Origin of the sequence: Paraliobacillus quinghaiensis (genome assembly GCF_003426025.1) — a bacterium.
Lineage (GTDB): Bacteria > Bacillota > Bacilli > Bacillales > Amphibacillaceae > Paraliobacillus_A > Paraliobacillus_A quinghaiensis.
On the sequence record NZ_QJSH01000033.1, the window covers coordinates 1 to 15,629 of the forward strand.

A 15,629-nucleotide genomic window follows, 5' to 3' on the forward strand; every position below is an offset into this window, starting at 1 on the left:
CCATAAAATGCGAGCTTGGTTGCTCATTTAAAATACTAGCTTGTTTCTTACTTAACATACTGGTTGTTTCGTTCAGTTTTCAAAGATCAATTTTTGTTACCGCTCGTTTGCGACAACTTTTATATCATACCATCTATCAAACTATCATGTCAACACTTTTTTTTACTTTTTAGTTTCGTAATGAAATGATGACTTGAATGTGGCTACTATCTCATAACTGAACAAAATTCAATTTGTAAATCAAATATTTTTCAGTATTATTTCGACAGCTAAACAATCATATCATGTTTCACTAAAAAGTCAACAGATAAATCGACATTTTTCGCAAGTTCTTGCGAGTAAGGTAATCATTTGATTACCTTGTTTGATGTGATTACTATTCATTATAACAATTCCTTCATTATATATACAAATTTTTTAAAGAAACAATTCTATGCTCTTGGTACATCACCTTCAAACATTCTTATGCTACGATCCAACGCTTTCTACCTATTAAGATAACTAAGAATCAATTCGCACAAATCTCCCTTTTCATAATAATCATTTCCCATTAACAGCGTATCCTAAACCAAATAATCAATATAAACTTTATTTAAATAACAAAAAACTTCGAGGTAGACTAAAAGAAAGTCTACCTCGAAGGGAACATAATAGAATTACAGCTTAGCTATGAAACTCTAACTCCATTTATAAAACATACCTTTATAATGGTTGATCACCTTTAATTGCTCTTCAACTGTTACTTTTGGAATTAGTGACCAACCCATTTTCTCAAGATAGTCACCATACATTTTTTCAAAACTTGCTTGCTGATACGCCATGTCAAAATGAACCTGTTTTACATTATCATTTTTCATCATTAGTCCAGAAAGGAAATTATCATTAGCTAAAAATTTTGAAGTAGAATGTACTTCCAATGCAATTAGTTTGTCTGATTCCATTTTCTTGGGATTGATTTGACTTACATTTACTTGTTGTAAAACTTCTTGTAAAGGAACTACTTGTAACCATTGATTATTGTTAGGTTCAAGCAAATTAAGCATTATAACTACATGACTTTCCATAATGATTATCTGAGCATAAATCATTTGTTTTAAGTAGGGATCACCTACTTCTGCATAATATTTTTTTAATTTATGAAGAATTCCTTTGTGTGCAGCTAAATGCTCGTTCATGAGACCAACATCGATACTTGGTAACAACATAAATCTCCTCCTCAACCAATTAATACTTACCTACTAGAATATGAAGAATTTGTTCTTAACATGAATCATTTAAATAGAATAACCATACCAGGCAATTTTTCACATAGATATATCACCTAAATAACCCGCTTCCCTATACCAATTCAATAGAGAATTCGTACGTGACGTGTTACAATACTTTTTGTTGTTATAAGTGTATTATCTATGAAAACCTTAAACACAGACCATGAATTCTCATACAACTAAAAGGAGTGATTAGATGGGGATGACTTTAGGAGTCATTGGATTTCTTATTATTTTGATTGCTATGCCCTGGTTAATTGTAGCTTTTTTCAGAAAGACAAATAAATCAAAAGCTGATAACCTGCTTTTATCAGGGTTTTTCTTATTCTTTTTAAGTTTTGCTTTTCCGGGAGCTGGTACTGAACAAGGTGAACCGGGAACTGCTATTTTTGCAATAGGTTTTTTGGGATTAATAATAGGAATTGGATCTCTCATTACTGCTTCATTCAAGAAAAAGCCCAAAAGACGAGGACTTATCATCTCAACGATAGGTTTTCTATTATTTTTCATCGGATTAATAATCCCTTCACCTACCTTAGATCAAACTGCACAGCAAGAACCTGAGGCTGTGGTTGGTCATGAACAGGTAGAAAATAAGGAAGAGACTGATACTAACAGTAATACGGTTACTGATAAGGATCAAAATCAAGAAGCAGCAGAAGAGCAGAATAAAGAGCAAGACCACTCAGAATCATCATCTGATCAAGAAAAGTCTACGAACGAACAAGAGGAAAATTCTAGCGCGGATACAAGCAACGATACGCCTGAACAAAATGACAGTTCTAATACAGAGTCAACTCAAGACACATCACAAGAAAACACGGGTACAGATGAAACATCTGACCAAGACGACAGTACTTCGACAGATTCTAATTTTCCAACAGCTACCGTTACGCGCGTTGTTGACGGGGACACGATTGAAATCAATCTGAACGGAAAGACAGAAGATGTCCGTTTATTGTTAGTAGATACACCTGAAACAAAGCACCCGAGGTTACCTGTTCAAAAATTCGGCCCTGAAGCGAGTCAATTTGCAAAGGACACACTATCAGGTAAAACGGTTGGAGTTGAGTATGATGGTCCGAAACGTGATAAATATGACCGATTGTTAGCGTACCTATGGGTTGACGGAAAGAACTTTAACCAAATGCTTTTGGAAAAAGGGCTTGCTCGATACGCTTACGTCTATAACCCACCATACACACATTCAAGTGCCTTTATGAAAGCTCAAAACAGAGCAAAAAGCGCTGAATTAGGAATCTGGAGCATCCCTGGTTATGTAAGTAGTGATGGTTTCCAACAAACAGATCAAAACGAAACAGAAGTTGAGGGCGAAACTAATTCCAACCAATCGACTGACACTACTCTTCCATATGATCCAAATGGACCTGACCGTGATTGTGGTGACTTTGACAGCCAAGAACAAGCACAAAAATTCTATGAAGCTGCCGGTGGACCAGATCAAGACCCTCATCGACTCGATGGTGAAGGTGATGGACTAGTGTGCGAGAGTTTGTAGTAAAGCCTAGCAAAAATAAAATAGAAAAGACCTAATAAGGAAACCATAAGTCTTATAATTTACAGTTAGCCTTAGGAAAAGGGAGTTAATGATGAAAAGAACATTAAGTATATTGTTTATTATAGTTTTAACAACTTTTACAGCTGCTTGTAATGAAAAAGCACCAGAAAAACCAATTATCGAAGGCGTTGAAAAAGGGAAAGTTTATGATGATGGAATAAAAATAACAGTAAAGAACAAGCAAAAAGATGTTGTATACAAATCATTTATAAATGAAGAACCCTATGAACTCGGTGTGACATTTGATGAAAACGGAAAACATACAGTCAAAGTAATAGCAGAGCAAAATGAGAAAGAAACGGAAACAACTGTTTCTTTTGAGATTGACGATGTTCCACCAAAAAAGCCTATTGTAAATGGAGTGGAAGAAGGTAAAATCTATGCCGACAGTGTAGAGATAGATTTTGAAAAAGAGGAAGGCGTTAGTTATTCAGTGAAAATTGACGAGGAACCGTATAAATTGAACACACCTTACAAAAAAGAGGGAAAACATCGTTTATCAATCCTCGCTACAAAAGAAAGTAATAAACTTACCGTTGAAAAAGAAGTAACCTTTACGATCGACCATACTACTTACACCAAAAAAGAAGTTGAATACTTCACCGAAATTGCATTAGGTTCAGAATATGGTGGAGATCCTTACGTCAAGAAATGGCTAGAAGACATTTATATTAAAGTCCAGGGAAATCCGAAAAATGCGGATTTAGAAACAATAGATAAAGTAGTAAAAGAATTGAATGACATAATAAAGACGGTAAACATACAGGTTATAAAAGAAAATGAGGACACAAAAGAAAATGTAAACATCTATTTTGTCCCTCAAGGTGACTTTCGAAAATATATACCAAATGCTACATTGGGAAATTGGGCTTATTTCACTTATTTTCCCAAAACCAATGGCGAAATAACGGAAGCAATTATCACAATAGGAACTTTCGGTTCTGACCAAATAGACCGTGACCATCAAATAAGAGAAGAATTAACACAAATTCTAGGGTTAGGGAATGATTCACCTAAATACGAAGATAGCATTTTCCATGAAGATGAAGGCCAAAGTTTAAACCTAAGTTATTCAAAGTTAGATAAAAAAGTGATTGAATTGCTTTATAGAAAAGATATTGAAATAGGAATGAGGGAAAAAGAAATTCTTGAAACATTAGATGAAAGGACAAAGTAACTGCTTCGCTTTGTAGGGAACTATTTAAAGCCTCCCCCCTCTTCAATTATAGAGAGGGGATTTTTATTTGGGTTAACATTGCTGGTATTGACTAATTGATTACTACTCACTATATATAATCAGCAAAAATAAGGTTTTCTTTTCTTAAAAAGGTGAATATATAATTGTAAAGGAGTGAGAAAAATGCTACGATTTTTTATTAACTTTTTGGCACTAGTATTTGTTATCATAATCAATTATTTGTCTAACGCATTACCATTCAACGGACAAACCACTTCAGAAATCTCTAATCGAATAAACGTTTTATTCACACCAGCTGGCTATGTTTTTAGTATATGGGGAGTTATCTATTTGCTATTAGCGATATGGGTGTTTCGTCAGCTACCTAAAGCACGACGGAATTTACCTGTTTATATTAAAGCAACCCCACTATTTGTCTTAAGCTGTTTGTTGAATAGTTTTTGGTTATTTCTATGGCATTACGAGTATTTCGTCTTTTCTGTCGTAATCATGGTTGCCCTATTAATCAATCTAATCACCCTATACACTCGTGTGAAGGCTGTTGCAACGAGCTTTAGTGACCTTTTACCTTTTTCTGTTTACCTAGGTTGGGTTAGTGTTGCAACAATAGCAAACATTAGCTATGTTCTTGTTGAATTTGGTTGGAATGGCTTTGGATTATCAGATAGTTTCTGGACGATCACAATGCTCTTTGTTGCTACTGTATTAGCAGCGATATTCCGTTTGAAAGAAAGAGATGTTGCTTACCCACTCGTATTCGTTTGGGCTTTCATTGGAATAGGAGTTAGGAATTTATCAGATTATCCAACTGTTTCTTATGCTGCTTATTTCTGTGCAGCCGTTGTATTTATAGTTGCTTTATTTGGTCTTAAAAAACGTCATTGATTTAACTTAAAAAATAATAGATACAACAAAAATGGAAGAGCTAAATGCTCCCCATTTTTTGTTTATCTATACTAATCTGCCCCTTTTTATTCGACAAAAAACGGGAAGTGACAGGCACCTAGCGTGTTCCATGAATATATGGAGGTCCTGGTTGTAAGGTAGGTATTTGTCCCATTGCTTCTGGATTTTGAACATATTCAAAGTTTGCCTGCCCATCCACTGTTGAACCGTTCGCCCATCTCCCAGTACTACTTTCTTCGCCTTGAGAGAAATTCATGAAGGAATATGAAACTTCTTGTTTCTCATATTCTTGATTAAACGTACTTGGTACTATAGCACCCTGAGTTTGTTCTAGTTCCTCAATGGCAGCCATCCATTGATGTTGATGCATCGTGTCACGTGCAATTAAAAACGATAACATATCTCTTACTCCTGGATCAGTAGTCATTTCATAAAGTCGACACACTTGAAGCCTCCCCTGTGATTCCGCATTCAAATTTGCGCGAAAATCAGCTAATAAGTTTCCACTTGCTATCGTATAACGTGCTGTCCAAGGAAATCCAACACTGTCATTTGGTTGAGCTCCTAATCCATTAACAATTGCGTGCTGTGGGTTCATTCCACCTAACACTGCCTCTACTGCAGGATCTTTAGCCCCTTGCTCTTGGTCATGTGCAGGAGTACCATCCAATAATTGAGCAATCATTGTTGCAATCATTTCTACATGTGCTATCTCTTCAGTTGCAATATCCATTATCATATCTTTGTATTTATTTTCAGCGCGACAGTTCCACCCTTGAAATAAATACTGCATCATAACAGACATTTCTCCATATTGCCCACCTAAAATTTCTTGCAGCTTTTTTGCATAGACTGGATCAGGCTGACTTGGCTTTGCATTGTATTGAAGTTCTTTTATATGACTAAACACCTTAAAATCCCTCCTTATCAGAGCTCTTAATAACTCTGGTAAGGTTATTATGAAGAATTTAGGTATTTTTATTATAACAAAAATAAACCATTTTCATTTTTGGGTTTAAAACAAAAGTATTAGTTCATTAATAATAACGTAGATGATCAAAATCTATTCTAAATTGAATAATTCTGAAATGAATTCAGCACTTCCAGGTGAAAACATAAATAGTGATAATGCAATACATAAAAGACCCACAGTTATTAAGCTGGTTTGTTTATTACCACGTACCCCTTTAATAACCAAAAAGATTCCCGCAAATAATATTAAAAAATACCAAAAGCCCATAGTTTCACCCCTCGTACAGAATGACTTCATCGTCCATTCTTGCTATCTTTTCTTTCGACAAAAAAACAAGAAGTGTTACATCTATTTAATTCCTACTTCTTCCCATCCGCTATACAACTTTAACACCTTACATTTCACTTTTCCCGAAGGAACGGACAAAATAGTCTCCTCGCCAACTTTTAAACCGATCAACTTTTTCGCAACTGGTGTATCATAGAAAAGTTTATTTTCCTCTATATTAGATTCACCGTAACCGACGATTTCATATATGTCTTCTTCCGTAAAATTTGTATACTCAAACGAACACTTCACGATAGAACCAATATCAACTATTTCCGTATTACGCTCATCAAACTCAATAAATTGTGCATTCTTATACACCTGTTGAATTTCTTGAATGCGTTTTATTAATATGTCTTCATCTTGCTCTAATTTATGGAAATTAGGATTAGCTAACTTATCATCACCACAAGCATGATATGCAATATTTTTATCATTACGTACTTGCTTCAATTCTTGTTCAAGATCAGCTATTTGTTGAAGAATCAATTGCTTTCCCTTAGATGTGATTTTAATCTGCATATTACTCTCCTTAATATTTAGTTTTAATCCTTAACAATATATAATCATCCACTTCAATAACGCCTTTTTCATTCGACAAAAAACGGGAAGTGACAGGCACCGCCCCAGATCGGAGAGGCACCTCTTATCCTAGTCCGCCATATCTTCTTTTTCGTAGTTGGTATTCTTCCAGCGCAAGTCTAAATTCATTCTCGGAAAAATCTGGCCACAACACATCACTGAAACAGAACTCGGTGTAGGCCATCTGCCATAACAGGAAGTTGCTTAGACGTTTTTCTCCACCAGTTCGAATTAGCAAGTCTGGATTTGGCATATCAGCCGTGTCTAGGTACTTTGAAAACCGCTGTTCATCTACTTCATCAATTGAGAATTTTTCATCGATCAGATCAGTAAACATACCCTTCATCGCATGTAGCATTTCATGTTTACTTCCATAATTGAGGGCTAGGTTCAGTTGAAGACCATCGTTATCCTTCGTAGAGTCAATCGCATATTGCAAAGCTTCACGTGTAGATACTGGAAGAGTCTCCATATTACCGATTACCTGAACGCGTACATTATTAGATTTAATCTCTGGCAAATAAACATGCATAAACTCTTTGGGAAGCTTCAATATAAATTCGACCTCAGGCTTTGGACGCTTCCAGTTTTCCGTGGAAAATGTGTACATCGTCAATACCTTTACATTGCATTTTACTGCTGCTTTTACTACTTTAACAACAACAGACAATCCTTCTTTGTGACCAGCAAACCTTGGCAATCCTCGCTTCTGGGCCCAGCGTCCATTACCGTCCATAATGATTGCTACATGCTCCGGTATATGACCTTCCGTATAATAAAAATTTGTTTTCTCATCTTTTTTAGTTAAAAAAGGAATTTTCATGTTCATTGTCAAACCCCTCAAATCTTGTTTTTTTCCTAAATCCTCCATACTTAGTTCCGGACTGAACCATCAAGCATCAATCACAGCATAGTATCAGATTTTACGTTTGCGTTTCGTCGTCACTTTTGTATTCTAAAATGTCCCCTGGTTGGCAATCGAGCGCCTTACAAATCGCCTCTAAAGTTGATAACCGAATCGCCTTTGCCTTTCCATTTTTCAAAATAGAAAGGTTAGCCATCGTTATTCCAACCCTCTCTGAAAGCTCGGTTACGCTCATCTTCCTTTTTGCCAGCATCACATCAATATTGATTATAATCATCTTTTTCACCTCAGACTGTTAGATCATTTTCAGATTTTATCTTGATCGCTTGCTGCAGGAGTCTTTGAAGAACAGCAACAAATACTGCGACAATCAAGGAAGAGCCCGCAATAACCATCCCGAGTAATACGAGACCAGGTGCATCGTCCCACTCCGCTATGATAAAAATCAACGGTAAAGCAACTACGTACAAACCAAAAATTAGTTTGGCACTGTTTTTTATCTTCCTAAGCGCGTTCACGGATAATTCTGAGAAAGCCTGATTTTTGTCAATATAACTTAAAAGCAATAACCCTTGATACAATGCAACATAAAACGGTATCGCCGATCCATACATAATAATTAGAAGACCAAATACAACGTAAGCTAACATTGCTCCATCTTGCGCTTGTTCAATTGCTTCCATTGCTATCTTTGGCAATAAAAGGACACATAAACCAAGCACTGGAATTCCAATTAGAAAAATAGCTATTTTTAAAAAGACTGTTGACCCTCGATTCATCACATACACCTCACCTGTATATTTTTTCTACTTGTATTTTAACAATTTATTTATCGTTTTACAATAAAATATTATTAAAATACAAGCTATTTTTGTTGTGGCAGGAAATCAGAAAGGGGTCAGACCCTTCTTATGGACAAGTGTCCACGAAGAGGGTCTGACCCCTTATTAAAACTCTTTCAACCTCTGCTTTGCATGATCATCACCTTTCAAAGCAGCTTTTTGATACCAATACTTCGCTTTTTTCATATTAACTTGGGTTCCAATCCCATTCTCATAACAAAGTCCAAGATTAAACTCCCCGTAAGAGTCACCCCGATCAGCAGCCATTTGATACCAAGATATCGCTTCATCCCCCAGGCCTTCTTCCACCGCCTCATGTCCTAGACGATTTGCTGCAAACACATCACCAAAAAGGGCGGACTCGGTAAACCATCGTTTGGATTCTCCCATGTCTACTTCTGTCCCAACACCATTCTCATACATATAGCCAAGTGTGTACATTGCTTCTGGTACGCCTTTATCCGCTCCTGCCTTAAAAAGTTCTAGCGCTATTTTTTCATCCTTCTCCACATACTCCCCACGCAAATACATATCTGCATAATTGTTTAGTGCGTCTCCATGTCCTTTTTCAGCAGCTTCTTTATAATAAAAATAAGCTCTTTCCAAATCATGTTCCACAACTTTTCCAACAAAATAAGCATTACCTAGCCAATAAAGAGCATCCGCACTACCGGTATCAGCTGCTACTTTAAACCAGTCAAAGGCCCATTCATCACGCTCGATTGATCTATAAAAATGAGCCAGTTCTAACTGGGCATCTGCGTTATCTACTAAAGCTTTTTGATACAGCGAACAAACTTCCTCTTCTTCCTGTTCATCTATGTAGATTACCGCTGGATCATTTGTCGGCTCCATAATTTCAAATAAAATAATTTCCAAATCACGTATTAAAATAGATTTGTATTCCTCCTGAGAGGTAGTTACGCGCACTAACTGCGTGTACAAAATATGTATATCGTCAGGAAGATTACTTTCTGAAGAAACACATTCCTTTAAAATCAAAGAAAGATCTTCAAGAAAACGATCACTTGAAGGTAGGCTTACTAATAGTTCAGCAGCTACCGTATAACCCTTTTTAGGCAATTCTTGTTGTAACTCCAATTCCACTCGAAAGACACCTTTCTAACGGTGCCTGTCACCACCCGATATTTGTCGAAACAAACAAATGACAGGAGATGACAGGCATTCACATCTTTATTATTTATTAATCTTATTTTTATTTTCATGCGCAAGCGTTGTTAACGCAACATAAATTGGTTGCACGTTAAACTTCTTGCCAAATTCAAACGTATAGGTGGTTGTCTCCACATTGTTTGCTCTGTAATAAGGTGAAACAATATAGTGAATAGTTAGTTCACTATCATCAAAACCTGTTCCCGCAGTTTCCATTGTCACATCGAAAATAGCGTCCATACTAATAGAATGTATCCGCGTTTTCTTTCCTGTTACACCCTGATGATCAAGCAAGATTAACCGTTGCTCCGTAAATATAAATGTATCTCGAACTAATTTGAATCCCATTTCAATTTTTTCATCAGGCATTAAATACTGACCATATTGATTTTGCAGCTCGTCAGTTGATACCTCAGAATAATTGCCTAGTAGACCGTCCATTAAACCCATACACTTCACTCCCTAAAATATATATTTCTTCACAGTATATACTTCTGGATAAATTAACAAACTCCTGTCGTTAATAGTAGCAAAAGTAAAATATATAGAAATATACTTAGGTCGAGGTTTATACTCTGATTACACTCAAAAAATTCGACAAAAACCGGGTGGTGACAGGCACCCCGGAACAGGCACCTCTAGCACGGCTACTCTAGCTTGCTATAATTAACCTGTTGTACTTCTCCATTTGACACGCCGAATACAAACTCTTTTCCTAACGCTAAGTTACGATAGTGAAGGTATCTATATCCGTCATCAAACACTTCTTCTTCATAATTGGTCCCATATTTATCTATCAGGTTTCTTAATGAGCTTCCAATAGAAATACCTCGAACTGTCGTTAGTGTTTCATCCATGAATGAGAGCGTGAAAGATTCTGATCCTTCTCTTTGTATGAGCGAAAAACCATCAAACGCATAAATGTTTACACCTGATTCACCAACATTATCATATCTTTGGCCAGTGACTGCCGCAACCTCATCAACAGTCATATCTAAAGTAATTCCTCTGAATACAAAATCATCTTCATACAGTGTATAGTCATTATTAGCCACCGCTAGTTCGGCTTCACTAACATAGGATTCTGCAGACTCATCGCTTTGATATGCTTCACCAGATCCAGATTCACTTGAGAAAGGTTCAGATACATTTTCATCAACAGGATTCGTAAAGTATTCCATACACGTCTCTTCCAAATAACAAATATAAATATTTTCACCTAAATCATCTTTAGATAACCCCAATAACTTCCATGCACCATTTTCTAAATGAAAGTACCACGTCTTATGAAAAGCATTAGGGAAAACTCCAAACTCTTCTCCATCCTCTTTGACGTAATAGATTTCTACGCGCACGAGATTGTTTGTAATAGTGTCTTCATATTGATGATATAAATCTAAATCATCCGTTATCTCTTTGATTATGTAATGTTTAACAGAACCACCGCTATACGCTATGTGATTACCTATAGAACTTGCCGACTCCCCATAAGCCGGGTAAAAATCTGACAAAAGTGAGAATATTTGATCTGGTTGTTGATCTTTCACTGTTTCTATATATGTTAATGCAGCTTGATAGACATCTGGTTTCCATGTAATCCCCTCTTGATCATCGGTACCATAGAATTTCCATTCACCGCTCTCTTGATGAAACCAGATCCTCCTATCCACCCACTTTACATCTGATTGATCAAAGGCCTGATAATCTTCCCGGGTTTCCCCACTGGATTCAAACATGACAGACACAAGATAAAACATATCGTCGATATTATCACTAGCTATTTCACGAGGATGACGATCTCGTACAGCTATCACCTTTGGATTAAAATTTTCAAAAGGAATCGATGATCGACTGAAATCAATAGACAGCTCTTCTAACGTTAAACCAGCTTCTTTATGTACATCCGAAATCATATTGTAGACCTCAAAATAATCTTTTGCTTGTACTGCCGATAAATATTTGAGTGCTTGCTGACTTACTTCCTCTTCTTCTCTAGTAGTTTCCTTATTCTCTGATTCCAACAGCCCACCCTGCGTTTGTTCGACGTTACCTGAATGCGAACAAGCTGCTAGAATGAATAGTAAGAAAACAAACCACAATGGCACTGTAAGTAGTTTACTCAAAAAAACTCCCCCTTTGGTTGTCATAGCCCTGTTGTAGTATGTAATAATCATTTTATTATACTACAATATGACAGAAAAGAGAGAGCTTAAAAAACTTCATTCGACAAAAAGCGGGTAGTGACAGGCACCACCTTAATCCTTAACTAGCTTTCTTTTTATTTTTTCATATTCTTCTTCAGAAATTTCCCCATTTGCTAAGCTTGACTTTGCTATTTCAAGAGGAGTTTTACTATCACTATTACTGTTAACGGACTTCTTCCTTGGTCCAAATGCTTTATAACCTGAATAAACTACAAACAAAAAAATCACTAAAGGAACAAGCCAAAAATAAAATCCTCCACCCATCATCATTCGTAAACCGTAGTCCACTGTTTATCCCTCTTTCCATAAACGATTTCTTTCAGTTATTTCCCAGATCCTACTTGAAACTGTCCCATCATACCAGCATCCTCATGTTCAAGAATGTGACAATGATACATAAACATTCCCGGATACTTAAACTGTGCAATAACTTTCACTTTTTCACCTGGATAAACAAGAAAGGTGTCTTTCCAACCTCTTTCATTAGGAGGTGGTGTTTGCCCATTTCGCTCTAGGATCTGAAATTGAGTACCATGTGCATGAAAGGGGTGGCCTACATTTCCCATCCTACCCATACCTCCCATTCCTGATGCGGAATTAGTAACTTCCCAAATTTCAGTAGCGTTTAAATCTAAATGTTCATCGATTCTTTCCATATTAAATTGTTTCCCATTTATGCTAACCATCGGCCCCATCCCTTGAAAGTCAAAACTTCTTTTCACGGTAGCTTGCTCTTCTGGAATCTTATTTATTTTTACAAGCTCCTGAGGCAGATCTATATTGTTATTTTTAGATTTCACTTTAAAACGCATTACTTCAAAATCATCACTTCTTAACTCGATTTGATCTCCAATATCTGCTTTAGAGAAATCAACAATAACCTCTGCCCTCTCTCCAGGTGACAATTCAAGATTTGATAATTTTACTGGTGATTCGAGAAAACCACCGTCACTCGCTATTTGATAAAAAGGCATGTCATCACTCAGATAAAAGTTGTAGATACGCGCATTAGATCCATTTAAAATTCTAAATCTTACTTTTGCTTCTGAAATCTCTAAAGAGGGTTGAATTGCACCGTTCACTAAGATCGTATCACCCAAGATACCAGTCATCATATCTCTCATCCCTATATTATAGTCAAATTGATTATCGCTAGTAAATCGTCGGTCTTGCACTACTAGAGGTATATCATTTTCACCATATTCATTTGGGATATTTAAATCGTCTGATACTTCATCTTCTATATAGAATAGACCAGCTAAGCCTTTAAAGACTTGTTCACCCGTTTTATGTAATAGGTGCGGATGATACCAAAGTGTAGCAGCAGGTTGGTTAATGGTAAAATTGGGCTCCCACGTTTGTCCAGGGTATATTTCTTGATGGGGTCCACCATCCATTTCTCCAGGAACCTCTAAACCATGCCAGTGTACGGTTGTAGGATCATCGAGCTCATTCTTCACTTTAATTTTAACCTTTTCTCCATTTCTCACTTGAATAATTGGCCCAAGATAATTGCCATTATAACCATACGTATTTGTTTTTTCCCCAGTAAAAAATTCCTTAGTTGCGTGCTGTGCTTCTAAATAAAACTCCGCAACATCGGGGTCAGGGTTCCTATCTTTAAGTAATTTTGGGATTGGCAAAGAATTTGTATCACCTTCATTATTTCCAATTTCTGTTTCAGTCTCTAATACTCTATCTCCCATTTCTGCAAACATATAAAAGCCCCAACCCAACAAAGTAAAAAGGGAGAAGAAAAAGATTATTTTCCATTTATTTCTACTCATTAAATATCACCTCCGAGAATTAATACAGAACACACCAGTAGAAACATCATTCGACAAAAACCGGGTGGTGACAGGCACCCCCGGGGCAGGAACGGCTATTCTTTCCCTTTCCATTCTTCCACATAATCTTCGAGTACATTCTTTAGTTCTTGGCCGATTCGGGAGTAGGCTTCGTCGTTTAAATTGGCAAGTGACACGCGAATCGACCACGCTGGTGCTAAGAACCCTTCCCCACTTAATAATACAATCGAAGACTTTTCTGCTAAGCGATATAAAATGTCTTCTGGTTTGTAATTCTTTTTAAGGTACTCTGTGAATCCTATTTCATAATGATGATCACACCAGATTTCTAGATCGATCTTGGTATAATAGTCCGCTTCGTATGGTAAGTGTTTCTTTGGTAAACCAAGACCTTCATACAACAGGTGCATTCTTCGATGTAAAATGTCATTTGTCTTTTTCTTGTATGCATTCGTCGTATCAAGCATCGCAAAAATTGAAAAGATCGCCATTTGGATTTGTTGTGGTGTCGATAATCCAGCTGTGTGGTTCATCGCAACGTCTCTACTATCTGCTACCATTCGATCAATAAACGGAAGGTTCTCAGGTTCTGCTGTAAGCGAAGCATATCTTTTATTCAAAACATCCTTCTCTTTTTCCGGTAACTCTTTAATTAATTGATCAAACACATTCGTTCGGTTGATCGCGACCGTTCCTAATCGCCAACCCGTCACACCAAAATATTTAGAAAAAGAATAGACACCAATCGTATTATAAGGTAAGTCTACCATTAGAGAACGAAATCCTTCAACAAAAGTGCCGTAAACATCATCAGAAATAATCATCAGGTTTGGATTGTCTTGTTTTACAATCTGTACAATCTGTTCAATGGATTCCCTTTTGATTGAAACAGATGGCGGATTGCTTGGATTTACGAGAAACAGTGCTTTGATGTCCTTATCTTTTAGCTTTTCTAATTCTTCCTCTGGGTATTGCCATGTGTGGTCTCCTTCCTCATCTGCATCTATTGCATCTATCTTCACAATTTCATAATCATTATTAGGCAGCTCTGGAATCTCTATGTACGGCGGAAAAATTGGGACCATTACCGCTATTTTAGACCCTTTAGGTAGTAAGTGATTTTTATATAACGTCTCAAATATATAACACATCGCTGCCGTTGCGCCTTCCACAGCAAATAAATCGAACGAACTACATGCTGAATCTTGTCCACACATTTCTTTTAACAAAAAATCATGGACAACTTGTTCCGTTCGTACAAGCATCCGATCTGGATTAGGATAGTTGTCACCAATAATGCCATCTACTAATTCATAGACCCATGCATCTGGCTCAAACTTTTTCTCGCTGATCCCGTAATCAACAACTTCTTTTAACAATGATATTCCTGGAACGTGCTGATTTTCCTTCACATAGTTTGTAAAGCGTTCTGCAATTCCCACTCGACTCGGCATACCAGCTAAGTCACCATCATTCCACACGCTTCTTGACTCTGTTACAGCAAATTGCCCAAGTGCAAAAAACGCTTCCCGAGGTGTCGCTGCTATCCAATTCGGGTTACCACGACCTGCATCTAGCATCGCTCTAGTCATTCTCTTTTGTCCTGTGGCAAGATCAATGAGCTTGTCTTTCAATTCAAACGGACTTATTTTCTCTAAGTGCTGACTTTCCTTTTTTGGTTCATCCATAAAGATCCTCCTAAACAAACTGCTATCTTCCTAACAAGAGTATTCCACAATAAATATGGATTATAATTGAACGGATATGTTTTTTCTGGTAACAGTGTGTTGAATAAACAAAAATAACCGCGCTAAAATAGAAATCATCCTATTTTAGTACGGTTATTTTGTTAGAGTATTTCATGCTACGAGAGAGATCTTCTCTCTATATTATTTATATTTAGA

At 36.7% G+C, this 15,629-nt stretch carries 16 protein-coding genes; 3 read left to right on the plus strand and 13 right to left on the minus strand.

Features of this window, described 5'->3' with window-relative positions:
- Positions 1–677: 677 nt before the first annotated feature.
- A complete protein-coding gene (locus D2K40_RS14680) occupies positions 678–1,205 on the minus strand; it encodes a hypothetical protein (RefSeq protein WP_117157095.1) in 528 nt (175 codons plus the stop codon).
- Positions 1,206–1,464: 259 nt separating this feature from the next.
- On the opposite strand from D2K40_RS14680, the gene D2K40_RS14685 reads away from it, so the two are divergent.
- The 3 genes from D2K40_RS14685 to D2K40_RS14695 all read left to right on the plus strand — a co-directional run bounded on the left by D2K40_RS14685 (position 1,465) and on the right by D2K40_RS14695 (position 4,930).
- Complete coding sequence (locus D2K40_RS14685; protein WP_229666789.1) at positions 1,465–2,787, plus strand: thermonuclease family protein; 1,323 nt, start codon at positions 1,465–1,467, stop codon at positions 2,785–2,787.
- A 91-nt stretch (positions 2,788–2,878) separates the two neighbouring features.
- Positions 2,879–4,024, plus strand: a complete 1,146-nt coding sequence (locus D2K40_RS14690) for a DUF2927 domain-containing protein (protein ID WP_162879234.1) — start codon at positions 2,879–2,881, stop codon at positions 4,022–4,024.
- Positions 4,025–4,207: 183 nt separating this feature from the next.
- Positions 4,208–4,930: a TspO/MBR family protein gene (locus D2K40_RS14695; RefSeq protein ID WP_117157097.1), complete on the plus strand. Its 723-nt coding sequence runs from the start codon at positions 4,208–4,210 to the stop codon at positions 4,928–4,930.
- Positions 4,931–5,048: 118 nt separating this feature from the next.
- On the opposite strand, the gene D2K40_RS14700 is transcribed toward D2K40_RS14695, so the two are convergent.
- The 12 genes from D2K40_RS14700 to aspD all read right to left on the minus strand — a co-directional run bounded on the left by D2K40_RS14700 (position 5,049) and on the right by aspD (position 15,413).
- A complete protein-coding gene (locus tag D2K40_RS14700) occupies positions 5,049–5,861 on the minus strand; it encodes a manganese catalase (RefSeq protein WP_117157098.1) in 813 nt (270 codons plus the stop codon).
- Between the two features lie 153 nt (positions 5,862–6,014).
- Positions 6,015–6,191 (minus strand): hypothetical protein, encoded by a 177-nt coding sequence (locus D2K40_RS16470; RefSeq protein ID WP_162879235.1) that lies wholly within the window; start codon positions 6,189–6,191, stop codon positions 6,015–6,017.
- A gap of 81 nt (positions 6,192–6,272) precedes the next feature.
- A complete protein-coding gene (locus D2K40_RS14705; protein WP_117157099.1) occupies positions 6,273–6,773 on the minus strand; it encodes a GreA/GreB family elongation factor in 501 nt (166 codons plus the stop codon).
- A 124-nt stretch (positions 6,774–6,897) separates the two neighbouring features.
- Positions 6,898–7,662 carry an isoprenyl transferase gene (locus D2K40_RS14710; RefSeq protein ID WP_117157100.1) on the minus strand — a complete coding sequence of 255 codons (765 nt, stop codon included), beginning with the start codon at positions 7,660–7,662 and terminating at the stop codon, positions 6,898–6,900.
- A 94-nt stretch (positions 7,663–7,756) separates the two neighbouring features.
- Positions 7,757–7,975 (minus strand): helix-turn-helix domain-containing protein, encoded by a 219-nt coding sequence (locus tag D2K40_RS14715; protein ID WP_117157101.1) that lies wholly within the window; start codon positions 7,973–7,975, stop codon positions 7,757–7,759.
- 10 nt (positions 7,976–7,985) lie between these two features.
- On the minus strand, positions 7,986–8,477 hold the full coding sequence (locus D2K40_RS14720) for a DUF2975 domain-containing protein (protein ID WP_117157102.1): 492 nt from the start codon (positions 8,475–8,477) through the stop codon (positions 7,986–7,988).
- Positions 8,478–8,645: 168 nt separating this feature from the next.
- On the minus strand, positions 8,646–9,647 hold the full coding sequence (locus D2K40_RS14725; RefSeq protein ID WP_117157103.1) for a tetratricopeptide repeat protein: 1,002 nt from the start codon (positions 9,645–9,647) through the stop codon (positions 8,646–8,648).
- Positions 9,648–9,737: 90 nt separating this feature from the next.
- Entirely contained in the window at positions 9,738–10,163 is a 426-nt protein-coding gene (locus D2K40_RS14730; protein WP_117157104.1) for a PH domain-containing protein, read from the minus strand.
- 197 nt (positions 10,164–10,360) lie between these two features.
- Positions 10,361–11,836 carry a hypothetical protein gene (locus D2K40_RS14735; RefSeq protein ID WP_117157105.1) on the minus strand — a complete coding sequence of 492 codons (1,476 nt, stop codon included), beginning with the start codon at positions 11,834–11,836 and terminating at the stop codon, positions 10,361–10,363.
- 132 nt (positions 11,837–11,968) lie between these two features.
- Complete coding sequence (locus D2K40_RS14740) at positions 11,969–12,205, minus strand: SHOCT domain-containing protein (RefSeq protein ID WP_117157106.1); 237 nt, start codon at positions 12,203–12,205, stop codon at positions 11,969–11,971.
- Between the two features lie 35 nt (positions 12,206–12,240).
- A complete protein-coding gene (locus D2K40_RS14745) occupies positions 12,241–13,704 on the minus strand; it encodes a multicopper oxidase family protein (protein WP_117157107.1) in 1,464 nt (487 codons plus the stop codon).
- Positions 13,705–13,799: 95 nt separating this feature from the next.
- The gene (gene aspD, locus D2K40_RS14750) at positions 13,800–15,413 is read right to left on the minus strand and encodes an aspartate 4-decarboxylase (RefSeq protein WP_117157108.1); all 1,614 of its coding nucleotides are present in this window, start codon (positions 15,411–15,413) and stop codon (positions 13,800–13,802) included.
- Positions 15,414–15,629: the final 216 nt, after the last annotated feature.